A 24,505-nucleotide genomic window follows, 5' to 3' on the forward strand; every position below is an offset into this window, starting at 1 on the left:
CGCGGGGGGCGGTCTGAAAGTGAAAGTGATAGACAGCGGCGGGGGATTTTGCGACTCGACTCGAGGAATATTAACCTGTCGGGAACGTGGGTGAAAGTGGTCAGGGTCATATCGACCCCTCCTCGGCGATTTCGACCGCGCGCTGGACTTCCTGGTGTGTGGCGCCGACGGGCTCGCCCAGTGCGAGCCGGCACTGCCGGCACAGGTGATCGCCCGCGTCGGTGGGGCGCGTGGGCGAGCGGGCGGCGATCTCGCGGGTACGGAGCCGGCGGCCGCAGGCGGTGGCCGTCCGGCCGGCGCGGGTGCCGGCGCTTGCGTGCCACCTGGACGTGTTGGTGTCGAACAGGTACTCGTCGGGCGGTGCCTCGATGTCGTGCGAGGGTTTTAGCCCCTCGCGGCGTGTAGTTGCCATCGTCGTACCTCCTGGTACGACACTCGTCGGTCGCTGCTTGCTCAGCGGCCGGCCTTTCTGGAACCGGACAGCCGACGAGCATCGCATATCTGTGAGTGTTTACCGGCCCCTCCTTAAATTTTCCGTACGACAATCTAATTCCATATGGAACTTAATTGGCAAAACGGTGATATTTTACACGTAGCAGATGAATAGCTACTTAATGGCCAAACGGGGACGAAAACCGGAAGTCTCTGACAGAGAGATTCTCCGTGAGTTCGTTGTCTCTCCAGATCCAGCCTTCGTAGCCTCTGAATTGGGTGAAAAGTTGAATATGAGTAGGCAAGGCGTGCTTAATCGTCTGGATGATCTTGAAGAGCGTCATCTACTTCAAAGCAAAAAGGCAGCTGGGCGCAGGATTTTCTGGATAACTCATCAGGGCGAAGTCTTTTTCCAGGAATCTGAAGTCGAAGACTCCTGATCGAGCCACCACCCGTATCCACTACCACAGCTCTTTCTAGTAAGAACACCCCGTTCAGCCAACCTATCTAGACGTTTTGCCATACCCTGTCTCGTCATATCGAACTGCTCCGCGAGTTCAGTAGTAGTCAAAAAAGGATCGGAGGATTCCTTGAAGGCTCGGATGATGCCGGATTCAGTAGCTTTCATATTCCCATGTGGAACTGAACTCATATTTAACACCGGTATTAGTTTCCATATGGAAAATTATAAAGGTTGGCGGTGTGTACTATAGAATAGGCTCAAGTTGGTGCAGTCGATGCAAAATCGGCCGGCGTTGCAGCGCCGACCGGCTTGGGTCCTAGGAGAACCCACCAATGGCTACGAACGCCGAATCCAAAGAACGTACCGCTCACGAAACCGACCGGATCGACGATCTCCGCCAGCTCCACGTCGGCGATCTCGTCACCACCCCACGCCGCAGTGAACCCTGCACGGTCGTCGCGGTCCAGTACGACTCGCTCACCATCCGTGACCCCGAGACACTCGAGCGCACCGACGAGATCCCCGTCCGGCAGATGCGCCTCGAAACGCCGCAAGGGAACACGCTCACGCTCACCAACCAGCACAACCAGTGGAGTGGCGATCTCGCTGGTGTGGCGCCGCTCGGTGACACCCCACCGAAAGAAGCGCGGGAGCTGCGGCGGGTCGGTCGCGTCGAGCCCGAACGAGCGCGGGAGGCGTGGGAGTACCGCGAGCGCGAGGCGCGGCGATGACTCACCGGACCGCACGCGAAGAATTGCGGATGCACCTCGCCCAGGCGGCGACGCGGGTGGAGGATCCGGACGCCCGGGTCCACGTCGAGGCTGCGCTGGAGACGATCGAGGAACTGCCGCCGACGCCGCTGGTGGAGTGTCCCGTCTGCGGGCGGGTGGGGCTGCCGGCGCGGATCACCGCGCACGACTGTGTGAGCGAGTAAGCAGAGAGTGGGACTAGCAGAAGTTTTCGTACTTCCTGAGGTGACGGATTGGATATTTGTTTAAATCGGCGTGCAAGATGGAGGGCGCGAGTCTTGCATGAGGGTCTGGTCAAACTGACGCTGGTGCGAACGCTCAGAACAGGTCAAGAAGTGACAGAAAAGATGTACAGTCTCTCAGAAATCCATCAAATACGCTGTATAAGAGTTCGAGGCCGATTTTGTTATAGAATCACAATAAGAATTACTGTGTCTATTGCTGTCTAGCGCTTGAATGTCACACTAAAACTCAGAAGTACTACTATGCGGATTTAGATTGATTTTCAATCGTCTCTAACTTCTTCTCTAATTTTTGATTGTATTTTTCCCCATTTTCACCGTGGTGAACCCTATAATGGCAGTTAGGACAAAGAGCGATAACATTATTTGGTGTATCTGCTCCCCCTCTGCTTAGTTCGTGAATATGATGGACATGAAGATATGGTCCTCCATTTTTTCTGGTAAATGGCGCTGGATCGCCGCACCCTTCGCAGTATCCATCTGCTCTGGCTAATACGTATTCTTTGACTTCCGTAGATCGATCATATTGCGGCTTCTCAGTTGTCGTAGTTGAAATAGTCTCTGGGATATGTTGGGTCGCGCTTTCCATCGCTTTTTCCCTGAGTTGGTCTAATTCTGAACCTGTATTTTGATGATTAGTAGTCAGTTCTTTTTTCTGTTCACGTTCTGTCTGTGTCTCTTGGAATTCTTCAGTCTGCTCCTGCGAAATCTCTCCCTCTGTCGGTGATTTGTTCTTATTCGGTGAATTGGTGGCGGCAGCTTTGGTTTGTTCCTGTTTCTGAGGGGTTTCGTCGGGTTTCGTCAACGATGAATTGCCAGTTTTGTATTTGTATGGGGAATCCTCGTCGGCTAAAATCTCTTCAGGTGTCTTTGATTCAGAATTAGGTTCAGGTGTCTTTGATTCAGAATTAGGTGTACTCTGGGGAGCTGTCGTAGAATTCGATACTGTTTCATTTTCCTTTGGAACGTGTTCAAGAATTGCACCTATGTTCTCTTGTTTTCTCAGACCGTGTTTTGAAATGTTTTCATGTGCATCACCATAATCAATAGAAAAGCCATAATTTGTCATCTCTTCCAGTTTATCAATATAATTTGGTTTCAATATTCCCTTTGGTCTCTTTATTCTTGCAAAAGTTCCGGGTAGTTTCATCGCCTCGATCCGTTCGCCAACTGCACTGGCCTTAACCGGTCCGAGATTTATTTCCGTTTGTGTAGTTTCAACGATTCCATTTCCAGAATTGGTGATCTTGTGCACTTTCGCTTCAAATATTTTCCCGTTTATGGGTACGCCCTCCACAACTTCCCGGTCCATAAAATCTTATTTTGCATGAACGATGCTATATTTTTTGTGTGGGCTACTGACCAACTCGTTCATTCGTAAAAGTTTGAAATCAACGGTTACCGACTGCTGACTTCACATTCTAAGTCTTGTACGGCGTTTGTGATATCGCTCAGATACTATTCGGTCAGAACCGTGCCTTCGTCCCCTACTCCCCGCCACGAGCGAAAAACCGAACGTCATCCCCGAGCGACGCATCCTCACCGTCGACATTCTCCAGTCGGATCAGGAACCGCCACGTCGTTGCCGCCGGGATCGTTGCGCTGGCACTGCCGGTATGGCTCAACCAACTCGACCGGTAGACGCTCGCCGTAAGCGTAAGCGGCACGCTCGTCTCCCGGGTGTTTGCACACAGCCCCGTCACGCCGGGGCGTGCCTCATCGAGCGTGTACTCCTCGATCGTCACCACCTCCGGGAGCGCACTGTCAGCCTGCTGGCCCCGTACCGTGGCCTCGAACTCAGCCACCTCGAACGCCTCGCGGTGTTCGACCACGGCAAACCACGACATCCCGGCGGCAAGCGACGGCACGCTCGCTACACTCCGGCCGAGATAGTGGTCGTCGGCATCGTACCACCCAACGACGATCTCGTTCGGACGACTCGCCACCGCACCGTCATTGCCGATCATGAACTCGGCACGCTCGCCCTCGACCCGCCACGCCTAGTTGTGGATCGAGATGTCGGCCGCAGTCGTTGCGGGCGTCGGTGTCTCTGGTGGCGTCGTTTCCGCAGCTGTCGCTTCCGTCGGCGTTGAGTCGGTTGCTGGTTGGGTCTGCGTCGGCGTGGGGTTGGTCTCGACCGCTGTCGGTTCGGAGTCGCTTGCACAGTCGGCGAGTGTTACCATGCCTCCGAGACTGGCCAGATACGCCCAGCGGTCCATCATAGCCATTGCTTCAAGCGAAGGTATAAAAAAACTCGAGCGTGTGGCCCTCCGCCTTGCCGCGGTCGTGGCGGTCGCGAAGGGCCTGCTCATACTCGGTTGCGTAGTCGGTCGAGTTCAACAAAGCAGTCCCCGAGATCTCGGAGTCGGCGGCGGCCTCAGCGACCTCCTTCACCGTGACGAGAACTTTCATGAAAGAGGGGTCACTTCCGCCGATAGTGAACGTTGTGATAGCCCTCCCGTTCGCGGTTCAACTGAAATCAACGGGAGACGCGATCACTCGTCGGCGTGGGTGTCCTGGTCGGTATTCCCCCCCCCGCCGGTATCGCCGCCGGTACCACCGTTCCCGTCGGCATCCACGTCGTCCGGCAGCGAAATCAGGTTCTCGCGGCCGAGGCGGAGCTTCTCGATCCAGCCCTCGTCGGCCATCCTGGAGAGCAGTTGGGACACCTTCGCGTCCGACCAGCCAGTCTCCTCGACGATTTCCGCCTGTCGCATCCGCCCGCCGCGTTGCTCCAGCAACCGTTCGACCCGCTCCTCGTCGGAAAGCAGCGAAAGATCGACCTCGTCGTCGGCCGCCTCCTCTTCTCCCGGTCCCCCGACCCCCTCGACGGGTTGCGACGGTACGTCCCCGGACGAATCTTCCCCGGCCGTCGGTACCACGGCGTCCGACTGGACGCCTTCTCCCTCCGTCTTTCGACGATACAGCAGCGCGGCGATCAGGATCGCCACCCCGATCAGGAAGGCGCCGCCGATGATCTCCCAGGAGTCTCCGGCCGCCTCGGTCGGCGTTCCCGGGGTGGGATCCGTATCGACGGGGCTGTACGTTATGATCAGACGGTCCTCGGCGGTGAACAGCTGTGGCCCTTCGATCCAGGCGTTACCCTCTCTGAGGTCAGGGTTCACTCCCGGCGTCGTGTCCACCTGGTAGCCGTCCGGCGTCACGACGACGAGCTGCTGGTTCGATTCGAGCGATCCCAAGAGCGGATCGCCGTCGGCTGTCGTCAACGCGTCGTCGAGAACGAGCTTCCCATCGTCGGACGCGAGAAACGCCGTCCAGGTGAACTCCACGCGGAGAGTCCCGACGTTCCCTTCGCGTTCTGCGGCCCGGCGGACGGCGGTCATCGCCATCTCCCGATCGGTGGAGTCGTCGGCGACTGCGACGATCTGTTCGAACGTCTCGACGTCGAACGGGGCGTCCGCGGTCCCACCCTCGAAATCGGTTGCGAAGTCGTCGAACGCGTCCCGGTCGGCGTCAGTCTCGAGGTGGTACTCGGCCGTCACGTTCCAGGTCGCGTTCCCGTCCCCGTGAAGCACGACGCGGAACGTCGTTTCGGGAGGGTTCTCGGCACCACCGAGGGCTTCCAGAGACTGTGTGTGGTCGCCGTCGACGGACGGCTGCAGGGCGTCAGCTGGATGGACCGGAGAGGGCGTACCCGCCGCGGGGACCATCGCGGCTGCCCCGGCAAACACACCGAACAGCACGACCGCGGCCAAGAGGGCGGAACGCCGCATATGGAGGAAACTAACCGGCCCCAGGCAAAACGCTTTCCATGCTTCCGGGGGTGACTGGATCTGCGTAGGAGAGTTTTTGTAGCGCCGGGGGATAAGCCATCGTACGATGAAGGCCGCCCCGATCCTGCTTTCGGTCCTCCTGGTCGTCGCCACCGCCGGCGTCGGCGCGTTCGCCCCGGACGCAAACGGGGAGCAGCCGGCCATCGAGGCCGGCGACGACGTCCCCCCTCCTGACGCCTTGATTACCGCCGTCAGCGCCGACACCGGGCAGCTGGAGCCCGAAGGCGACAACGCCACCCGGATGCCCGGAATCCCCGACGACGTCGACAGCCCAGATGTCAGGCGGGAACACGCCAGCACTGGCCCGACCGTCGGCTACGGCACGGGCGCCACCGGCATGGAGAACAAAACGGAATCGATGAACTTCATCGAGTACCGGGAAACTCTGACCGGGGCCTGATGACTGGAAGCCTCAAATCGGTCAGGCAACCAGACAGGAAGCGAATTAGAGAGATTCCGGAAAATAGAGAAAGGAATAATTACACACAGTGCTTACCTCCTGCATCAATGCCCAGTCACGAACCGCGTCAGAAATACATGGTCGGTACTTCCCAACCGGCGTAATCAGTGGAATTGAATCGTCGGATTAACCACGAGAAAGTGTCTGGTTCTGGATGTGTTCAAGATCCCCGAACCAGACGGTTATCTTTCGGCATCGGACGTCAAAGATGTAGCGGAAGAAGTCATCACTCCACTCCCGTTGCCGGGTGTCGAGGGGAGCCCCCTCGACCCCGGCGACATCTGGCTCGTCGTCATATTAGCCTGCGTCAACGAGACCTCGATCTGGGAAACCTGCAAAGACACCGACGGAACGCCATGTGACGACACCACCTTCACGTGGCTCCACACCCTCAACCGTGAGTGGCTCGAAGTCGTCGCTAACCTCCTGCTTAAACGCCTTGCTATGACGATTCTCGACCGGTCTGGGTCGAGAATCGTCTCCATCGACTTCATCGACAATCCCTACCACGGTGATCACTACGTCGATGAAGGTGAACTCTGCTCGATGGCTCCGAAAGATGGCACGACTACGTGCCATCGGTACTGTACGGCATACGTTGTCTCAAACGAAAAGCCGGTGACTCTGGCGATGACGTACGTCCGCAACGACGAAGACGAGGCCGACGCGGTCGAGCGCGTGCTCGCCCGCGTCGAGAACTATCCGTTCGAGATCGATCTTTTGCTTGCCGACAGCGGCTTCTACAACGAGCGCGTCATCCGCCGGTCTCGTGAGATCGCTGCAACGGTCGTTCACGTCCCCAAGAAGGGTGAGCGGATGAAGGACAAACTCGACGTCCACAAGTCGTACATGACGACCTACCGCATGTACAAGGACAGCGAGCGGGAACTGCGCTTCCCGCTCGCGGTCGCTGTTTCCTACCAGAACGGTAATCGGGGCAAGCACGGCGAGGTTGTCCGAGGCTACGTGGCTTGCGGCGTGACTGATCGATCAGCAAAGCAGGTCGAACGCCTCTACAGAAAGCGATCAGGCATCGAAACGAGCTACCGACTGCTTCGGCAAGCACGAGGGATCACGACGACACGTGATCCCGTCGTGCGGTTTGCGATCATGCTCGTTGCAGCGCTGCTGGAGAATCTGTGGTTGGTGCTGCGATGGGCGGTCGTCGCCCGCCCGCGGCGGGGCGGGCGCGACCTGCCCGAGGAGTTCACGTTCAAGACGTTCTGCGACTGGATTCGACACGAACTGGAAGCAGAGTTACGGCGTCGGTGGAGACTCAAGATGAATGGAGTTGGTGTGCCGGCGTCACAGGCTGTGGCCGCGGGCTGACCGGGGTCAGCCCACGGCCAGTCTGCCACGCCGTGAGCGACTGCTCTCTTCGATAGGCGACAATAAGCGGGTGAGATCGTCCGTCTGAAGCGGTGTATCGCTTCTCTAGTCAGTTACTCTCCAGTCATGACGGGAGTTCGGCGTAGAACCATACAAGAAGTGACTATTTCAGGGCGTTCAGACACCGCTGTTTCGACTCGTTCGGGAAGTACCGATGGTAAAAGCCGAACTGTCTGCAGAAGTCGCAGACATGGTCGGCATCGATACCTATGACCCGGAAAGAGAGGCGCATGGACCGGCAGATTTTCGACGAGAAGAGATCGAACAGATCTACGAGACAATAACCGGAGAATCTGGAGAAGATCTATCTCAGCGGGAAATGAATAATGTGATGATGCAGGAGCTGGGGACGGACCTTCATTCAAAATTTCCATTTGATCTCTCACGGCAGGATCTCAAGATAATACATAAAGCGCTTTCTGAAGACTAGCGCAGCTGGATATCTAAATACTGCTCTGGAAGTTACCAACGAAGTCCGAGTGACTGGATAGATCTATGGTTTCGAAATCAACTGTGCTGAACTCTGATTTTGGAATCATCAGGGTCTGTGTTCTCCCGCCAGTCATCCCAGGACCACCACCTTGAATCTGCCAAGCGGAAGCCCGGATCACGTCCGACAGATGAATTGACTGCCAGTTCACAAACGCACGGTCAAATACGTGAAGTTCATCGGCTTCTTCAACCTCTCTGACGATGTAAATCGGGTCTAGGCCTCTGGTCAGTGCGACCCGCATCATTACGATTAAACGGCTTACGTCCAGCCCGAATAACTCGGCCGTATCCTGATAGGCTGTTTTTTCCTTGATTTCGTAGGGAACAATCTCAGAATCGCTGACCAAGAGACCGTCGACGTCGAAGTAGGTGCCTGTAAAGCTGTATGTCTCCTTCAGGTGGTGGGAGAAAAAGTGCTCTTTGTAGAACATCTCTTTCAGCACATCATCGGAGAAATCAGTGACAGCGTCAGTGAACTCGTCCAAGTAATCGTCATCATCTTGGGTAGTTCTCCCTCTTGTTCTCCACGCCTCTGTTTCGTCTTCAATATTCACCTGGTTGAGTTCACGGTCATCAACGTCATAGGAGCGCCATTTCCACTCCAGTTCGTGTTCTATAGGTGTGTCCCCTGACCCGCCTCTAAAACTGCTCAGATCTGATTGCTCACTTCCCTCTACAGAAGGGAAAATCACCGTAGTTCCGGCATCCTCCATCAACCGAGCGGCCTCTATCTGTCCCTGTGTAAGACTCTCCTCCTCCGCCGCGTCCAAAATAAAAGTATAGATATTTCCCCACGGCTGGAACTCATTGTTTGCTGGCTTCGGTTGAAACAGCATCACCTCTGACACGGGTTCTATGTCAGTAGGCTCCAGACAGTCTAGAAACCGGGCCTCGGCTATCATTCCGACTGCTTTCTGTTGTGCCCAGTACGTGTGCAGATATTCGAGATAGTTCTCTCTGTCTGCCATTATCGACGGGAGAATCCCCCGACCTGAAAGAAGAGATTACAATATAGGCATAATATACACACATTTAATGCGGGCTCTATTTGTGGCCAAAAAGTATTCAAGATGTAACCACTCCTCATTGCACTTCAATGAATCGTTGCCAGATGGATGGCAGATTATTCCGGTGACCCCTCCGAGTTCAAGGTGTACTGGTTTGCTCGAGATCTTGTTGCTTCCAGTTACGGAAGCTTTGCTACGAAGGAAACGACCACCCTGAAGCAGCTTTCTTCCCGGATTGAACAGGAACTTGAGAGTAATGATTCCCTCAACAGGACTGATCTCGAAACCCAGAAGGAGCAGATAAGAGACACAATCACTGGTTCCGTCAACAGAACCTATGGAGGAGATATCTCAAAGCGCTATCGCCAGACAGAGGACCTTGCCGAAAGAATCCTCCGAAGAATTGAAGAAGAGGACGATATCCGGGAATTGCGGATTGCAATAGACGCAGTAGTACGTACCAGCGAGATACTGGATACTGCCCCGAGTTTCGGAAAACAGGAAATCGTCAATATCGTAGACGAAACACTGCAGAATGATCAGGGAACACTCGATCCCTCGAAGGCCTACGACGCCCTCTACAGCGTTGATTTTGACGGAGAGGCCTATCAGCTTGGAGCTCAGCGAGAACCTCTTATCGACTACGTCTACAAAGAGATGGAGGAACTCCGGGCTGATCCTCGCATCGAGGAAAAGGAGATAGCGCGGATTATATCCGGTATCGTTCAGGAATATGAACGGAGAGCTGGCCAGAGCCGGGCCTCTACCGCAGGAAACGTGCTTGAAACTGGGTTACAGCATATATTCAACCAGTTTGGGATCCCGGCGACTGGAGATTCAGCTCACTTCGGCGATCTCGAGATAGACAACATGGTAGATGGCCCGGACGGCAGTATCGGTTTCTCCTGCAAACGGACACTCCGGGAACGCTTCCGCCAGAGCCTCTCCCGGGAAGCCGAGATTGCTGTCGATGAAGTCTGGTTTGTCTCCCTGTTGATGGCTGACGTTTCAAAAGAGAAACTGCGGGACATCAGTAACGACGGAAGTCGGATCTACGTGCCCCGGGACTCCTTCGTCTGGGATCAGTACCACACTGTCGATGATCTCTCCTATACGCTCCGTCCTGCTGATCAGTTCATCGAAGATGTAGTAGAATTCACGGGAGTCTCCTCTCATCTCTAGGAATCTGAGCAGTCGACAGAGGGGGCTATCAGTAACTGAATAAAGGCTGTGTATCCGCAGTCAGTTCCCCTCTCCTTCCCGTCTCGAATAGATATTCGTAGTAGATCTACCCGAAATAGATTTAACATTGGTGCCTGTTGAGGCTAAAGTATGTCTTCAGCGGAGCAACCGGTCGCAGCGTCTCTGTTTCACACGGAATGGAAAGACCTGTCAGACACACATAAAAAAAGACGAGAAAGATTGGAAGCGCAAATTGATGGGTTTCCACAACCACAGAAAGCACTGTATATTGTTGGAGCGATTGGGAGTGGCAAAACTGAATTGCTCTACCATGGTCTAACGCATACGTGGACCCAGACGGAGTTACCGGCGCTCTGCGTGACAATGAGCAAGTTGCTGAATGATATTATTGATGAAACAGGGATTGACCCTCAATCCCAACTGGTCACGCAGGCAGAGATCTACAATACGATCAAATCTATTTGTTTCGACAGGCTCGATCAGATATCCACTCTCATAGAAAATGATGGTGATATGAATCAGGTCAATTATCTTCCTGATGCTCCCCCTGATTCATCCCAAGCCAGTGAATACTTCGGGAATCTATTTAATCGTGAGATTGAAGCGGGAGATCTTGAAAAACTCGCTAAACAGGCTCAGAACGACTATTTTATTCTACATGTAGATGAGATGGAAGAGACATATGACCGACTTGATAAAGTGATTGAGGGGCATCAGGGGCCATTGAGAGAAGTAGTTAATAAAATAGCAAACGGGACATCGTCATTCTATTTCATCGGTTCATTTGCTTATGCCAGCATCCAAGAACTTGGACAGGCCGAGGGACGACGAACGCGCAATCTAAATCTGCCGATAATCCGTCCAGATGATGCGCGAAAGATACTCGGGGATGCACCATCAAGACACACCCTGAATCTCGCTTGGTGGGCAGGACGTGGCCGACCCGGATGGCTGTCAAAAGCAATCGATGAAGTTGATCTGGTAGAGGGTGAATTTGAGGGTTTATATGATACACTGGATGTGTTCCTCCCGAGTCAGATTTCCAATGTAGACTTGCTTGCAACACAACCACTTGAGTCACATCTCGAGAATAATCGCGTTGATTCAGCAGGCCGGAATTTGCTAACGTATCTTTTGCTCAACCCCGGGCCAGTCAAAATTAACGAGTTTGAAGACCCCGAGCAAGTCTACGGCATCCTCGATCGGAATGGCGAGTTACCCGTCTACACCATGGAGGAACGAACACCGCTAGAGGACGTGCTGACCTCGATCACGGAGGACATTCAGAGAATGGCCCTGTATGAGAAGTATGGTGAGCAAAGCCGAGAGCTCCGGCAATACATCAAGCGGGTGCTGTCAGCGGTGACCGATGATGATGCAATGATGGTATTTGGAGACGGGCTTTCCACCATCCCCAATCGAGGGAACCGTTTCAAGGAACTGGTGGCAGAACCATTGACAGAGAGAGCTCACGACATTGCTCTTGAGGAGATTCAGGACGAATCGGATGAGCTAGAGTTCCTCTATCAGCTATCGCAGCAGACTGGAAATCTCAGTGCCACCGAACTCGATGAGGCATACCCACAGTCAGTCAATAATTTTTCTGATGCACCGCGTGAGACATCTGAAATCAAATATGTGAGTGTTTCAATCAAAACCCTGAAAATAGCATTCCCGAGTTTGATCACGAACCCAATCCTGAACTTCCGCAACGCAAGTCTCGGGAAATCTGGACAGATAGAGATACTGGCGGAAAAACTCAACACGGTCGGACAGAGGCATCGAAGATTGACACAGTTTGGTGACCTGTTGCGGGGGGAGACTGAATGAACACGACCGTATTCCCGGTTCCAATCGGTGAGAGCGTCGACTTCGGGACCGACGAGATTATTGAAACCTACATTCGTGAAGATATTTCACCTCGAGTTTTTGATGAAGAAACTCTGTTTCTGGTGCTGCTCATCGGTGAGAATCCCGGGAATAACCGTGATCACATCCGAGATCAACTGCTGGAGAACCAGAAAGTAAAATATGCGGATCAGTTCGACAAAATCGACATTACAGTGCTGGGGGAACAGAGACTGAACGATTTCGCGGTCAGCCTTCTCTATAACTGCATGGATACGGACCCCGGACGCGACCCGAGAGAGATCATCAACGATGAGACTATCATTACAGACGATGTTCGTAGAAAGATTGAGTTCTATCTTCCCCGCATCCATGAAAGAATCGAAGCGGTGGAAAGCCAGCTGATCAGTCAATTCCAGAACCGACAGAAGGAACTATTCCCTGTTGATGCGAATTCCAATGACGCACAGGGGTTATTCAAGACACTTGACGATGATATCGTAAGCGACGATCCGATCGTTGATTATGTTCTTGTGGCCGGGGCCGCTCTGGAAAGTCGACGCGATACGAGAAATATTGTCGAATATATCCGTGAAAACGGCCTTGATGATGCCGGAATTCTCTCGAAAATTCGGGGATCTGGCGGCTATCAACGTATTTTCACCAACATCTACAGCCGACAACGAAGTGACTTCTTCCCGCGATTCACCGAAGCAATGAGTCTGTATGAAGACGGGATTACCGAAGTACAGACGCTTTCTCAGCTATATACAGCTCCTAATTACAGGGATGTCTATAACCTCGAATATGAACCGGAATCTCTCCTCCTCCATCGGTTTTCTGGGTCGAGTCAGCAGCTCGGGCGATATGTACTTGAAGCAGCTCTCATAAGCCGGATTATCAGTCAGAATGAGGATGACATATCGGATGATTACGAGTCCACACGATCAGATCTCACCGATAAAATTGATAAAGTACGGGAGCTGCAGGACGATATTGATGAGTTGAACGAGTGGTTCGACGGAACCAAGATAACATACAATGCGAAGGACCCCGCAGACCAGGCCTCCGGGCTTGTAACCGAAGTTAACAAGACAAATAACACTATCCTGAAGTTTCTGTTCGGGGTGAACAGGTCGAACCGTACATCGGTCTTCACTACGGTAACACGACATCTGGAAGAGGAACGCCAGAATCTGTCATCCAATATCGGCTCTATTCGCGGACACGTTGATCAATTAAAAGGATTTGAGTCTGAGCTAAATGAAATCCTCGAGGATATCGACGAAACATACAGCGAGATCGATTCGACTACGGTAGCGATCGAAGATCTTCCTTCTCAATCCACATTCAAGCAACACATCAAAGAAGAATGGGATACAACTGTTGAGGAGGTTTCCGAGTCGTTATCTATGGTCGATGTTTCAAAAGACCAGTCTGAGTTCAGGAACGATGAACGGGAATGGGGAGAGACGCTACAGGAGGCGGATAAAGATCTTAATGAACTTAGAAACCGAGTCAGCAAACTCGAGGATATCGGAGAACATGCTGAAAGTATCAGTAATGAGCGTTCAAAAAGTGAAGAGAAACTTGCTGCTATTGATCAAAAACTCGGGGGCGACACATGAGTTCACAGGGTGAAACAGACGATTCAGAAGCATCGGAGTCAATGGTAGCGCAAATCAGAGAAGTCGAGGTGTCAGTTAACAACCATATTGATGAGCATATCCAAGTCAGACAGTCTCTCGAGAGTGTACTGGAGGAAATCCAGTCTGAATATGCGAATGAAGACATCGATGAGGCGATCAGGAACGCGATTCGGGAGGCGTATCAGGACAATGCACAGAGTGCAGTTCGAAGATACCGAAATCTGAACGAAGATGTTTCTCCAGAACAGTACTGTGAAGATATAGAAGGGTTGGCGGACCAGCTTTCTAGTATTCTGAATGAACCCCATGCGCGAAAGCTGGTGAATGATATGTCATCATGGTTGACTGAGAGAGGGGGAGAACCGCTTGATGAAGATGAACGAGACGACCTTGTCGAGGCGTTCAAGGAAGATGTGAGTGCAACCAGAGGATATTTTGAGGATTTGAGAGAGTACTGGTCGTTACTTTGTGATGATGTACCGGACGAAGAATCATTGCTCAGACTTGTACGTACACAGCTCAAGGACAGTAATCGAGTGGAGGATGTTCGCTCGCTCACAATAGATATCCGGAGCGTTGGAAACGAACTAGTCTATCCAATCGAACTTGATACGGAAATCCCTCCGGCAGAGATGCTGGAATCGCGCATTAACGAAATCCTCAATGACAGAGTCAGCTCATGGGCGAGTAGCAGCGATCGGTTCAGTGAATTCGAAAACAAAGTCACCTCAGAGTGGGATACGATTCGGAACACTGTTGAGGCAATCAACGAGAATGCTGTCAAGCTTGATAATATGGCTGATGATATTGTCTCAGAAGGACTTGGCTCTGAAGATATTACGAGTCTGATGGATCGGATTGGGCGGGACGGCATCCCCGAGTGTGAGTCTCTCGAAGCACTCTGCGAGTTTATTGAGTCGCTTGTATCCGGTATTAAACTTGTCCGAGAGATGGCCCGAACCAATCTTGACCGGTTCGGACATACAGAGGACAGCGTTCCGGATCGAATCGAAAATCGCGTTATGAAAACCACCGAATACGAAACGCAAGCCAGAAAGACCCGCGAAGCCGCAATCGCTGTAGACACAGTATCGGACATCGAAGAAAAGAAAGGAGATTTCGACACGGCTGTTGAGGAAGCAAACAAGCTACTCATCCGACTTGAGGATGGCCTCAAACGCCAAGTTGAAACGATTGAAGAGATTGCAGCTCAGTTCGACGCTGATGATGAAATCGACGAGGCGCGGTCTCTTCGAGACAGAATCCCTTCGATGACACAGCTTTCAGATTATATCACTGGTTTTCGAGATTACGAAGAGATCCGTGCCAATGTACTTGAAGAAGCTCGTGAAGGACTCAGCGATGACGAGAAAAAGTTGTTTGATCACATTATCGATAAGGGCGGAGAACTCACAATTGATGCGGGAGATGTCGAAGAGTTTGTTGATGGACTGGGCTGGTCTGATAACCGACTCGGGCACGCATTGACAGGGCTAAATAACGAGGGAATCATCAATGTCAATGTGAGTGTTTTCTGATGAGCGAATACGACCATAACGAACTCGTCCGTCTGGTGTATCAGAATCTGGAAGAGGACCTTGATCAGGCAGAACTCGTAGCGTGCAAAGACGGGAAAGAAATCAAACTGGGAAACCTGAATGTGCAGCGGCGACACTGGGACGGAAAAGAAGGTGCGCCGGATATTGTGGTACAACTCCGTGGGCTGTCACTCCTCGGCAGGAGATTTGATACGATCCCATTCGCACTCGTCGAGATCGAGGAGTCCATAGGTGCTGCCAAACGGGATCTTGAAAGCTTCCTTGACAAGAAAGAAGACAACAAACCAACAGTCATCGTTACGGATGGTGAAAGCGAATCGCGGCGGCTTGACAGGGAGGGAACTCATGTCTTCGATATTGAGGGAATATCACATACAGACATCGATGAATAACGCGTACCTGAGCGGATCCGATCGTAACAGCACTGGTAAAATCAATCTGCCTTCTGTGGTTCTTCCTCCCTGATGGGCTGATTGAATATCTCGCTCCGGATAGCCGTACCAATCGCCTGAGCCAGCAGCGGGGGAACAGCATTCCCGACCTGCTTGAAGGCGTGCGTACGGGAGACAGGAAACTCGAAGGTATCTTTGAAAGACTGGAGCCTTGCGGCCTCTCGAACCGTAATGGAACGCGCCTCGTTCGGATGGATAAACATATGCCCGTCCTTGTAGAGATGGGCCACGATTGTTGTAGCAGGTTCTTTCGGATTCTGTTTCTTGAGTTTGTCCGGGAAGATGTCAGTCCGGTATGGCTGATGTTCTTCGGGTATATCACCGATGATGTACGAGGTCCCCTCGCCGAGGAGTTTGTAGAGAGTCAGGTCTCGCATATTGTGTCCCCGGCATTCGTGGTTCAGGAGTTCCTGTTCCTCCCAGTCCTGACCTTCATCACGGTCGCGGGCCCAGTACTGGTACTCCGAAACAGGGCCTAGCTCATATTCGTCTGCTCTGGTGGGCGGCGTCTCTCCGCTCGGAGATACCGGCGGGAGATCGAGGATACCGTCGGCCACGGTATTCCAGGACTCTTTGCTCCGCCTGTTCTTCCGGAAGGCAGGGAACTCCTCGTCTTCACGGTCGTCAACAAAGCCGTCAAGAGTATGCTGGTCCTCTTCAGATCTCTTGGATGGATCTCTGCTGTACTTGATTTTCTTCTCCTCTTCGGTCTGGGGAGGTCGGTGTGTCTCCCACTGTTCCATGTCCGGGTTCTCAGAGCCGATGCGGTTGCCGATAAAGAACAGACGTTTTCGGTGCTGGGGAACGCCGTAATTTGCCGCATCCAGAAGCTGGACTCGAACACTGTAATTCAGATCGAGATCCATATCCGCCACCGGCCTTTCGCCACGTATCTGCTCTTTGATGGTGTCGACGACGGGTTTTCCATCCTCGTTTTCAGCTGAAAGCATCCCCTCCACGTTCTCCATCAGGAAGGCTCTGGGCTGATAGTGATCGACGAATCGGAGGAACTCTTCGTACAGGAGATGCCGCTCGTCGCTCTGGTTGTCCTGCCCTTCAAGGGAGTTGATCTTGCTCCGGCCGACGAGAGAAAACGTCGGACAGGGCGGTCCTCCCGCCACGAGATCGAGTTCCCCCTCGTCCAGCCCGAGATCCGGCGGCTCCTCTTCCCGGATATCACCGACCGTCATCTCGCAAGCGTGATTGGCCTCATATGTCGGCTTCGTCTTTTCCTCGTGATCGATACCCCACAGGATCTCAAAACCGGCATCGTGCAGCCCCTGTGAGAGCCCACCAGCTCCGCAAAAGAGATCAATTGCAGTCGGCATGTTGCTAGTCATTCGTACGAACCAATACGGTGGTGATCGTTTAAATCTCCCCTTCCAGTCATGTGTGTATACTGTATCTATATTGTAACCAAGTTAAATACTTCGCCACAGGAAACTCATCGGACTGGATGGACGTCGAGGAATACTCGTGGGTGAAAGCAAGCACATATCGCGAGAACATTCTTCTGGCTCTCGAAGAGAAACCGCGGACCCCAAAGGAACTCGCAGAGATAACTGACTACTATCTCAGTCACGTAAGCAACGTGCTCTCCGATCTGGAGGACCATGGACTGGCTGAATGTCTGACTCCGGATCGACGGAAAGGCCGACTCTGGGCAGCTACCGAGAAAGGTGAAGAGCTGATTGCAGATCTCAAACGCTAGAGACAATGAGTGAACTTCCGTTTGGCAAAACCCGGACCACGCCCGATGAACTCCGGACACAGATCGATACAGCCGCCGCGGTCAGACGCGCGAGAGAGGGCGGAGTAAGCTGCCCGGAACAGCGTATTGATCGGTTTATCCAGATCGTTCCGGATCTTCTTGAATGGCTGGAAAACCATGGGAGGGAGTATCCATGGCGACACTCGTCGGACGCATGGGAGGTCTACATTGCCGAGATACTTCTGCAGCGAACGCGTGGTGATGCCGTTGCAGAGGTCTATAGCGCATTTCTGGATGAATTTCCTGATCCCGACTCACTGGCGAACGCCACTGAAGAGGATATACGACAGCTCGTTGAACCGCTTGGGTTCGTGAATCACCGGACACGGACTCTGAAAGAGGTGGGAAAACTGTTTTCAGCAGAGTTCGACGGCGACGTTCCGGATTCAGTCGAAGAACTGAAGCGGCCCTGGCGTGCCGGAGAATACTCGGCCCGTGCCTGTCAGATGTTTGCCCGAGGGAAGCCCATGGCGCTAGTTGATGCCAACTTCGCACGGGTTATCGGCCGCGTCCTCGGTTATGAAATGCCGGTTCAGCCACACAAAAGCAGTGCAGTGTATGGCCTGCTTGAGACGCTGCTCCCGACCAGTCCAGAGCTCGCACGGGCATTTAACCTTGCAATTCTGGATCTTGGAGCACTGATCTGTACAGCCGAGCACCCGGACTGCAAATCATGTCCTATTAACCGGGGATGCGTCTATTACTGCACCAGAATGGAGGATGAGTAGAATGGCGTATTTCTGGCTCAACCAGAAGGAGACTGACGGAAGCAACTACTATGATGAAATTGGTGAGGTCTACCACTACAGAGAAAACACACCGGGCTATACCCAGCTTTCTGCTGGCGACGAATTCGTCTATTACAGACCGGGCGAGTGCAAACTATTCGGAACCGGGGAGATAGACCGGATCGAAAAAGAAACGAGAAATCCAGACGCTGATTCCGCAGTCGTCGAGTATTTTGCACACATCATCAGCTATCAGCCCTTTGACCCACCGATTCACCTGAGGGACAACCCCGGTGTGACAGACGAGATTTCGTTCCTCAGAGAAAAACCGGGGCTGACTGGTGTTCCGCAGCACAGTATCCATCAGATCTCCCGCGAAGACTTCGAGACTATCCTTGCAGCTGCTGAAAAACAGACAGAGGCGGCGGAACTTACAGAGAAACAGGAGAACCTCTGATCACCATGTATGCGGTGAGAAAAACCGCTCACTTTCCCGCGAGGTGAACAGGTTCTCCAGCGGAGAGGCTCCGGAGTTCACTCCCTGGGGCGTAACATCTAAGCACACCCTGATAGATTATCACACATGAGCACAGCCGGGGGACAGCAGTGGCAGCTCGATAGAACTGCCCTGGAGACTGGATGTACGGGCTGGGAGTGCGGTCTCGTCGAGGCACTCGGCGAGCCCGCGGTCGCGCTTGTCGCGATCGCCGTCGGACTCGCCGTCTTCGTCTCACTTACCCTCCTCCGGGAAGCGGCCGACGCGGTCGTCGAAGAACGGAAACACGTCGTCCGCGAACGGAACGCGTTCGAAGCGTTCGCCGAACGTGTCGAACGGCTCCAGCCCGAGATGAGTTCCGACGGCGGAAAGGGCGGAACGCTGTCCGGGGCAGCCGCAGTACGAGTGGTCTCCGACGGCGCGACCGGAAACGGCGAGGGGATCGACGCCGTCGAAACCGCCTACGAACGAACCGTGATGTCCATGCAGCATTACGACGACGAGTACGGCGAGTCGCTCACAGAGAACATGGCTGCGGAGCTGGGAAGCGACGTGGCCACGGCAGTCGCTGCGGGCGAACAGCTCACGCCCGGGTTGCAAAGAGCACTGGTTTCCGAGGCCCGCCGTGCCGCCAAGCGCCGTGAGACACTGCTTGCCCAGCTCGAAGACGAGGCAGAACGGATCGACGAGGCGTACCGCGCGATCGAGCCGGTCGAACACCGCCTCGAATCCGTCGAAGCGGATCTGGACGCGTCCGGCGGCTTCCACGAGGGGGTAAGCGCCTGGAACCGGCTCCGCTCGATAGAAACGGATCTCGAGGGCGAACTGGAACGCCAACAGACACGGCTCGACCCGTCGGAGCATCCGGCCGAGGAGCCGCACGTGTTCTGCAGATACCTCTACGGAGACGATGCCGGGAACGGCGAGTACCCGGTGCTGGGGACGCTTGGTCGCCTCCTCGAGCGGGTCGAACGTGGCAAACAGCTCGCCGTCCGGACGATCACAGGGAATTCGGACCCGTACTTTCCGTAATCTTCCCGGATATCAGTTCACGACAACACCACCACCTCCAGTCTTATGTCGTCCAGCCGAACCTCACAGCGCCGGTAACAGCACTGACTCGACGCCGCCATCAGCTCTCGCGGAAACTCTTCGCGACGTTGCCCCGGGTTCCACACCGTAGATTGCTACACGCTCTTCCCTCATTTGAGGAGTACAATACCTCCAATTCTCCGCCTTCACACGACAGCAGGAGCTGTATTTCGACTGCCAGCCCTCAACTATCGAACTGAAACCACGGATTTCCTGCGGCAACTACTCAAAATGTGGGTGAAAATGGGAAACTATTAAGTTGATGTGGTCATACAGATCAAGTATGAGCGCCAAACCAGATAGCGCGCAGTCGAAGGAGGAACTGCTTGCGGCCGCGGGACGGGACACGCTCCCGGACGGATGGGACGGCGGCAAAGCGTACCACAGCGGGGGCGGCATCTGGATCCGCCAGTTCACGAACGAGGAACGCGAATTGCAGGTCACCTACAGCCTGCAGGACGGCACGCCCGGCGTCGGGCTCGACGAGATTACGTGGGACGCGGATCTGGAAACGTGGCTCCCCGAAGACACGATCGCCACCGAGCCCGACCCCGCCACCGACGCGGAGAAATTTGAGGCGGCACTCAAATTCATGCAGACGCCAGAGGAGTACCAATGAGCGAGGAGGCAGACGACACCCGCGTGGTCATCCCGAAAGAGATCACGACGAAGACGACCGATTCGCGCGGCCGCATCACGCTGGGCACCGACTACGCCGACAAGGAAGTCACCGTCGCGGTCATCGAGGTCAACGACTGAGTCTAGAGATTCCAATCGGTACTGCTACTCCCGACGATAGCTTCGCTCAGCTGCCCGAAGATGATACCAACACCGCGAGCGCCACGAACACCTGTTGGGTATGATTCGCTCTCACGTTTTGCGAGTGCATCAACGGAATCGCGGATTCTAGATCCAACCTCTCTCTCTCTCTCGATGTCCTCCAACGTGTAGCTGGTGTCTTCGACAACATCGTGGAGAACAGCCACGACTCGTTCCTTTTCAGAATCCATTTCCTCCATAACGCGAAGCGAATGACGGATGTGGGTCTCGTCGGCCTTGTCGGTCTGTCCTGCGTATGCATCTACAGTCAGATCGATCGCCCGTTCGAGGCCGTTCATATGATTCAATGAACAGCTGTCTATCTTGATGTTTCATTCATCCCGGAGACATCCATGACGTGGGTCATTTGCAGCTATCGTGCCTGTTCACCACAATAGAGCCTCGTTGCAGTGGTTTCGGCTCCAAACTGGACCTGTGGATCCCCGTTGAACTCCTCGATCTTGACGTTCTCGAACCGGTACCAGACTCCCTCCTTGACCGTTGGTGGCGACTCGTTGGCCCACGAGACGAACTTGATTGTTCCGGACTGGTCCTCAAGGACTCCTGCCTGATGCTGCGTATCGTGCAGATCCTCCCAGAGAAGTCGCACTTTCGCAGTAATTGACTCCTCCTCATCACCCGGGGTGAGGCTGGCGACGGAGCGATTAACGGATAAGTATGGTTGGATCTCCTCGATGAATGGGGACCACTGGCCCGCACGGGTCAGTACGTGAACTTCTGATTCGGCCCGAGTCAGCGCAACGTAGAACAGTCGCCGCTCCTCCTCGATCGTTGCGGTCTCAAGCTCTTGGACCGGTGCGATCAACGTATTCTCCCGGTGATTCGCCGGGAAGCCATACGTCCCCGAGACAACATTCAACACGATTACCTGCTCGGCCTCGCGACCCTTTGCCTGATGAATCGAGTACACAGCAACTCCGGCGTCGGGATTGAAGTCCGGATCGTATTCGCCGGGTATGTCCCCGGGACGGTAGTGCTCGTTCTTCCCGTCGTAGGGGATATTTCGCCGTTCGAGTTCTGACTTCACGCGATCGATGAACGGCGCACCAGCGTCGAACCGACACAGCACCATCGCATCTCCCGGCTTCGTGTCTGTACGTTTTTCGAGGCGCTGTTCGACGAGATCGACAGCGTACTGTCCAACCCGGCGCTCGTAGGCGGTGTCGGTATACCCGTCAAGGACGTGCAGCGTTGGCTGGCAATCGTGACCTCCCGCCGATCGAACCGTCTTTTCGATCTGGTGGTCGTTATTTGCGATCAGATCGTTGCCCGCATCAAGCACCGTCTCCGGGTTGCGATAATTCTCCGTGAGCCGCGTCTCCACCGCAGGCCCGAAGTGCTCTTCGAACGCTATGAACTGGTCGACGTCTGCCCCCTGAAACGAGTAGATGCTCTGCCAGTCGTCACCGACACAGAACAATCGCGGGGCATCGTGCTGGTCATCATCGCCAGTAAGTGCCCGAATGAGTTCCAGTTGGTGTCTCGAAACGTCCTGAAACTCGTCGATAAGTAAGTGCTCGTACTGGGAGCGGTACGAGTCGGGATCGTCACGGATGGCGGCGATTGCCTCGTTGATCATGTCGTCGAAATCGACCAGACCCGCCCGCGTCAGGTACGCATTGTACGCCTCGAGTACGAACGCACCACAGTGACCGAAGTGGTACTGCCGGGGATCGGTCGGCGTCAGTCGCTCCCTGGCGTCGTCGGCATCGACTCGAAACGTCTTGGCATTGTGAACAAACGACGCCAGCAATTCTTTGATGTCCCGCTCCTTCTCGTTGTACTCGAAGGCGCGATCAACGAACTCTTCGAAGTCGAGGCGGCGAAGCTCGACGCCCGCGTGTTCGAGGCGGTGCCGAAGGGCTGCTTCAAGGCGATTCGTCTCGTATTCAAACTCGTAGGTTTCGATGAGAGTCTGGTCGCTGTCGGCAAACTGCTCGCGTGCCCAGACGAGTTTCTCGTGGTACTCCTCGGTACTCCAGGTGAACCAGGGTGCGACCTCGCCATTCTCATCGATCCCCCAGTGTTCGATGTAGAGACCGTCCTCCGGGAGGTAAAAGTCCGGGCGGTACTCCCCTCTGTCGTCGGCGCTGTCCGCCCACGTTGCGACGGCCTCGTACTGGTAGGTCACGTCGTGGGTAAACAGGAAATCGGCGATGACCCGTTCGGCACGGGAGGCGACGGTTTCACCGGCGAGCGTCTCGTAGGATTCCTCACGTCGCTCGGCGAGGTACGCGGTTCTCGAGTCGAAGTCAGCTTCCTTGAGGTGTGTGTGATCGTAATGGAACAGAAACCGTGTATAGTGTTCAAGGAACTGATCGTGGTCTCCGTTCCTGGCGTCACGGATGACTTCGTCGATGAGGTTGTAGAGATCTTGCCCGTCCGCGACGTCGAGATATCCATCAGCGGTTTTCTGGGCGATTTCGTAGGCGAACGAGTGAATCGTCCGGACATCGGCTCGATCTATCCCGAATTGCTCTTCGAGACGGAGATCCATCTCGCGGGCAGCCTGGCGGGTGTATGTGAGGGCGGCAATCCGGGCTGGGTCGACACCTTCCGCGACGAGGTAGGCGACCCGGTAGGTCAGCGCGAGCGTCTTGCCAGTACCCGCACCTGCGACGATGAGGTTTCGAACGCCGTTGGTCACGATCGCCTCACGCTGGGCACGATTGAGGTCATTGCCCTCCCCATCAATATCCGAGAAAAGGCGATCGTACTCGGCACAGCGCCGATCGACGAACTCGGCGTTGTAGTCCCGAAAATGGTCGACTATCGTCTCGAGTTCTGTTTCGACATCGGCCAGACGCTGCCGGTCAGCATCGGCAAGCAGTTCGAGATCTACTGTCTGGTGGAGATCGTCGATGTGATCCCCGATCTGATCACAGAGCCGATCGATCTCGTTTTGCTCGGGTCGCGTGAGGTACTGTTCGTACGAGCGGTAGCCTTCCATCCGTGTGTCGAGAGTCCTCTTTGCACGTTCGATGGCAGGAAGCCGCTCGTTGAAGGCCATCTTCGCGTTGAGGAAGGTCTCAAGCCGATCGATCTGCCGCTCCCAGTCAGCGAGCGTGCGTTGCTCTCCGGAGCGAAGAAATGATTCAGGCGAGTGTTCGTCCGGAAGCTGTTCGTCAAGTTCGGTGCGGAACGCGTCGATGTCGGCCCGGAGATGGTCGATCGTCAGCTCGTGGCTGGCGGCGTCGTCAATTGCCTGCCCTGTCTCCATCGCGGGTGCGAGGTCAGCAGCTAATTCCGCAAGGGGTTCCTCGATCTCGGAAGACAGATCCTCATACCGGGTTTTGGTCCGTTCGCGGGTAACCTCGTATCGGCGCCGTTGCTCGCCGGGATCACCGAACAGCCGAATATGAACGGGGCGAGGGAGAAGTCGGCGCCACAGTCGACGCTCGTCACGGTCGAGTTCTCGCTGTAGTTCCTCCCACGACATACGGCGTCCGTCCTAGACTGTGCGAGCCGCTTCTTATTGGAATTGGCGTTCTGTCTGCAAGTGCGATTATTCCTCATTGATGCACTCCTTGCCGTGAACAGGAGAGGGTTCCTCGCGCTCGGCTGCGAGGTGTGGCTAGTGGTGGAGGTGGTTTAGTGGCCGGAGCGACCGTCCTCTACCCGACCATCCGGGAACACCCGGCGACTCCGATGGTGGGTGTCGGCGCGGCGATCGGGACACTCGAGACGGATCTGCTCGCACTCGGCGGGATGGTGGTGTGACTGGCAATCGCGAGCGAAACCAAGAGCAGGTGCGAATGCATCTTCCCAAGCGACGACACGCGCCGTGGATCTACCGAAGTGTAGAGGGTTGACCTCCTGTACCACAGAGGTTGCAGCTA

At 54.5% G+C, this 24,505-nt stretch carries 29 protein-coding genes; 18 read left to right on the plus strand and 11 right to left on the minus strand.

Going from position 1 to position 24,505, the window contains the following annotated elements; all coding sequences use genetic code 11:
* Nucleotides 1-106: 106 nt before the first annotated feature.
* Nucleotides 107-412 (minus strand): hypothetical protein, encoded by a 306-nt coding sequence (locus AArcSl_RS16800; RefSeq protein WP_154670808.1) that lies wholly within the window; start codon nucleotides 410-412, stop codon nucleotides 107-109.
* A 202-nt stretch (nucleotides 413-614) separates the two neighbouring features.
* Between AArcSl_RS16800 and AArcSl_RS08130 the strand changes: the two genes are divergently transcribed.
* On the plus strand, nucleotides 615-872 hold the full coding sequence (locus AArcSl_RS08130; RefSeq protein ID WP_161945924.1) for a helix-turn-helix domain-containing protein: 258 nt from the start codon (nucleotides 615-617) through the stop codon (nucleotides 870-872).
* On the opposite strand, the gene AArcSl_RS17765 is transcribed toward AArcSl_RS08130, so the two are convergent.
* Nucleotides 827-1,084, minus strand: a complete 258-nt coding sequence (locus AArcSl_RS17765; protein ID WP_133412141.1) for a MarR family transcriptional regulator — start codon at nucleotides 1,082-1,084, stop codon at nucleotides 827-829. The genes AArcSl_RS08130 and AArcSl_RS17765 overlap by 46 nt on opposite strands.
* Nucleotides 1,085-1,227: 143 nt before the next feature.
* On the opposite strand from AArcSl_RS17765, the gene AArcSl_RS08140 reads away from it, so the two are divergent.
* Together AArcSl_RS08140 and AArcSl_RS08145 are read left to right on the plus strand one after the other, a co-directional pair.
* Nucleotides 1,228-1,626 carry a hypothetical protein gene (locus tag AArcSl_RS08140; RefSeq protein WP_119817509.1) on the plus strand — a complete coding sequence of 133 codons (399 nt, stop codon included), beginning with the start codon at nucleotides 1,228-1,230 and terminating at the stop codon, nucleotides 1,624-1,626.
* Complete coding sequence (locus AArcSl_RS08145; protein WP_119817512.1) at nucleotides 1,623-1,829, plus strand: hypothetical protein; 207 nt, start codon at nucleotides 1,623-1,625, stop codon at nucleotides 1,827-1,829. Before AArcSl_RS08140 ends, AArcSl_RS08145 begins: the two co-directional genes overlap by 4 nt.
* Nucleotides 1,830-2,127: 298 nt before the next feature.
* Here the strand turns inward: AArcSl_RS08145 and AArcSl_RS08150 are convergent, their stop codons facing one another.
* The 5 genes from AArcSl_RS08150 to AArcSl_RS08170 form a co-directional block, all read right to left on the minus strand.
* Nucleotides 2,128-3,198 (minus strand): HNH endonuclease, encoded by a 1,071-nt coding sequence (locus tag AArcSl_RS08150; protein WP_119817515.1) that lies wholly within the window; start codon nucleotides 3,196-3,198, stop codon nucleotides 2,128-2,130.
* 175 nt (nucleotides 3,199-3,373) lie between these two features.
* Nucleotides 3,374-3,853: an FxLYD domain-containing protein gene (locus tag AArcSl_RS08155; protein WP_119817518.1), complete on the minus strand. Its 480-nt coding sequence runs from the start codon at nucleotides 3,851-3,853 to the stop codon at nucleotides 3,374-3,376.
* A gap of 33 nt (nucleotides 3,854-3,886) precedes the next feature.
* Nucleotides 3,887-4,108 (minus strand): hypothetical protein, encoded by a 222-nt coding sequence (locus tag AArcSl_RS08160; protein ID WP_119817521.1) that lies wholly within the window; start codon nucleotides 4,106-4,108, stop codon nucleotides 3,887-3,889.
* A gap of 10 nt (nucleotides 4,109-4,118) precedes the next feature.
* Complete coding sequence (locus AArcSl_RS08165; RefSeq protein ID WP_119817524.1) at nucleotides 4,119-4,298, minus strand: hypothetical protein; 180 nt, start codon at nucleotides 4,296-4,298, stop codon at nucleotides 4,119-4,121.
* Between the two features lie 83 nt (nucleotides 4,299-4,381).
* Entirely contained in the window at nucleotides 4,382-5,620 is a 1,239-nt protein-coding gene (locus AArcSl_RS08170; RefSeq protein WP_161945925.1) for a helix-turn-helix transcriptional regulator, read from the minus strand.
* Nucleotides 5,621-5,726: 106 nt separating this feature from the next.
* Between AArcSl_RS08170 and AArcSl_RS16630 the strand changes: the two genes are divergently transcribed.
* The 3 genes from AArcSl_RS16630 (at nucleotide 5,727) to AArcSl_RS08185 (ending at nucleotide 7,959) form a co-directional block, all read left to right on the plus strand.
* A complete protein-coding gene (locus AArcSl_RS16630) occupies nucleotides 5,727-6,080 on the plus strand; it encodes a hypothetical protein (RefSeq protein ID WP_133412142.1) in 354 nt (117 codons plus the stop codon).
* A 216-nt stretch (nucleotides 6,081-6,296) separates the two neighbouring features.
* Nucleotides 6,297-7,469 carry an ISH3 family transposase gene (locus AArcSl_RS08180; protein WP_119817532.1) on the plus strand — a complete coding sequence of 391 codons (1,173 nt, stop codon included), beginning with the start codon at nucleotides 6,297-6,299 and terminating at the stop codon, nucleotides 7,467-7,469.
* A 214-nt stretch (nucleotides 7,470-7,683) separates the two neighbouring features.
* Nucleotides 7,684-7,959, plus strand: a complete 276-nt coding sequence (locus AArcSl_RS08185; protein ID WP_119817535.1) for a hypothetical protein — start codon at nucleotides 7,684-7,686, stop codon at nucleotides 7,957-7,959.
* A 13-nt stretch (nucleotides 7,960-7,972) separates the two neighbouring features.
* Here the strand turns inward: AArcSl_RS08185 and AArcSl_RS08190 are convergent, their stop codons facing one another.
* Complete coding sequence (locus tag AArcSl_RS08190; RefSeq protein ID WP_119817538.1) at nucleotides 7,973-8,989, minus strand: hypothetical protein; 1,017 nt, start codon at nucleotides 8,987-8,989, stop codon at nucleotides 7,973-7,975.
* A gap of 147 nt (nucleotides 8,990-9,136) precedes the next feature.
* Here AArcSl_RS08190 and AArcSl_RS08195 point away from each other — a divergent pair, with 147 nt between their 5' ends.
* The 5 genes from AArcSl_RS08195 to AArcSl_RS08220 all read left to right on the plus strand — a co-directional run bounded on the left by AArcSl_RS08195 (nucleotide 9,137) and on the right by AArcSl_RS08220 (nucleotide 15,679).
* Nucleotides 9,137-10,210 (plus strand): PDDEXK family nuclease, encoded by a 1,074-nt coding sequence (locus tag AArcSl_RS08195; protein ID WP_119817541.1) that lies wholly within the window; start codon nucleotides 9,137-9,139, stop codon nucleotides 10,208-10,210.
* A gap of 150 nt (nucleotides 10,211-10,360) precedes the next feature.
* Nucleotides 10,361-12,061 carry a hypothetical protein gene (locus AArcSl_RS08200; protein WP_119817544.1) on the plus strand — a complete coding sequence of 567 codons (1,701 nt, stop codon included), beginning with the start codon at nucleotides 10,361-10,363 and terminating at the stop codon, nucleotides 12,059-12,061.
* Nucleotides 12,058-13,707, plus strand: a complete 1,650-nt coding sequence (locus tag AArcSl_RS08205; protein WP_119817547.1) for a hypothetical protein — start codon at nucleotides 12,058-12,060, stop codon at nucleotides 13,705-13,707. The genes AArcSl_RS08200 and AArcSl_RS08205 overlap by 4 nt, the downstream gene beginning before the upstream one ends.
* Complete coding sequence (locus tag AArcSl_RS08215) at nucleotides 13,704-15,266, plus strand: hypothetical protein (protein ID WP_133412143.1); 1,563 nt, start codon at nucleotides 13,704-13,706, stop codon at nucleotides 15,264-15,266. Before AArcSl_RS08205 ends, AArcSl_RS08215 begins: the two co-directional genes overlap by 4 nt.
* Entirely contained in the window at nucleotides 15,266-15,679 is a 414-nt protein-coding gene (locus tag AArcSl_RS08220; protein WP_119817556.1) for a hypothetical protein, read from the plus strand. The genes AArcSl_RS08215 and AArcSl_RS08220 overlap by 1 nt, the downstream gene beginning before the upstream one ends.
* A gap of 41 nt (nucleotides 15,680-15,720) precedes the next feature.
* Here the strand turns inward: AArcSl_RS08220 and AArcSl_RS08225 are convergent, their stop codons facing one another.
* The gene (locus AArcSl_RS08225) at nucleotides 15,721-17,079 is read right to left on the minus strand and encodes a DNA cytosine methyltransferase (protein ID WP_119817558.1); all 1,359 of its coding nucleotides are present in this window, start codon (nucleotides 17,077-17,079) and stop codon (nucleotides 15,721-15,723) included.
* Between the two features lie 116 nt (nucleotides 17,080-17,195).
* Here AArcSl_RS08225 and AArcSl_RS08230 point away from each other — a divergent pair, with 116 nt between their 5' ends.
* The 6 genes from AArcSl_RS08230 to AArcSl_RS16805 all read left to right on the plus strand — a co-directional run bounded on the left by AArcSl_RS08230 (nucleotide 17,196) and on the right by AArcSl_RS16805 (nucleotide 20,585).
* A complete protein-coding gene (locus AArcSl_RS08230; protein ID WP_119817561.1) occupies nucleotides 17,196-17,450 on the plus strand; it encodes a winged helix-turn-helix domain-containing protein in 255 nt (84 codons plus the stop codon).
* Nucleotides 17,451-17,455: 5 nt separating this feature from the next.
* The gene (locus AArcSl_RS08235) at nucleotides 17,456-18,238 is read left to right on the plus strand and encodes an HhH-GPD family protein (protein ID WP_119817564.1); all 783 of its coding nucleotides are present in this window, start codon (nucleotides 17,456-17,458) and stop codon (nucleotides 18,236-18,238) included.
* 1 nt (nucleotide 18,239) lies between these two features.
* The gene (locus tag AArcSl_RS08240; RefSeq protein WP_119817567.1) at nucleotides 18,240-18,695 is read left to right on the plus strand and encodes a hypothetical protein; all 456 of its coding nucleotides are present in this window, start codon (nucleotides 18,240-18,242) and stop codon (nucleotides 18,693-18,695) included.
* 126 nt (nucleotides 18,696-18,821) lie between these two features.
* Entirely contained in the window at nucleotides 18,822-19,766 is a 945-nt protein-coding gene (locus AArcSl_RS08245; protein WP_119817570.1) for a DUF7260 family protein, read from the plus strand.
* 343 nt (nucleotides 19,767-20,109) lie between these two features.
* Complete coding sequence (locus AArcSl_RS08250; RefSeq protein WP_119817573.1) at nucleotides 20,110-20,445, plus strand: hypothetical protein; 336 nt, start codon at nucleotides 20,110-20,112, stop codon at nucleotides 20,443-20,445.
* A complete protein-coding gene (locus tag AArcSl_RS16805; RefSeq protein WP_154670809.1) occupies nucleotides 20,442-20,585 on the plus strand; it encodes a hypothetical protein in 144 nt (47 codons plus the stop codon). The genes AArcSl_RS08250 and AArcSl_RS16805 overlap by 4 nt, the downstream gene beginning before the upstream one ends.
* A gap of 2 nt (nucleotides 20,586-20,587) precedes the next feature.
* On the opposite strand, the gene AArcSl_RS08255 is transcribed toward AArcSl_RS16805, so the two are convergent.
* Nucleotides 20,588-20,944 (minus strand): GTP pyrophosphokinase, encoded by a 357-nt coding sequence (locus AArcSl_RS08255; RefSeq protein WP_193588453.1) that lies wholly within the window; start codon nucleotides 20,942-20,944, stop codon nucleotides 20,588-20,590.
* A gap of 74 nt (nucleotides 20,945-21,018) precedes the next feature.
* Nucleotides 21,019-24,105 (minus strand): UvrD-helicase domain-containing protein, encoded by a 3,087-nt coding sequence (locus AArcSl_RS08260; protein WP_119817575.1) that lies wholly within the window; start codon nucleotides 24,103-24,105, stop codon nucleotides 21,019-21,021.
* A gap of 155 nt (nucleotides 24,106-24,260) precedes the next feature.
* Between AArcSl_RS08260 and AArcSl_RS17610 the strand changes: the two genes are divergently transcribed.
* Entirely contained in the window at nucleotides 24,261-24,386 is a 126-nt protein-coding gene (locus AArcSl_RS17610; protein ID WP_281259874.1) for a hypothetical protein, read from the plus strand.
* Nucleotides 24,387-24,505: the final 119 nt, after the last annotated feature.

This window comes from Halalkaliarchaeum desulfuricum (assembly GCF_002952775.1).
Taxonomy (GTDB): domain Archaea; phylum Halobacteriota; class Halobacteria; order Halobacteriales; family Haloferacaceae; genus Halalkaliarchaeum; species Halalkaliarchaeum desulfuricum.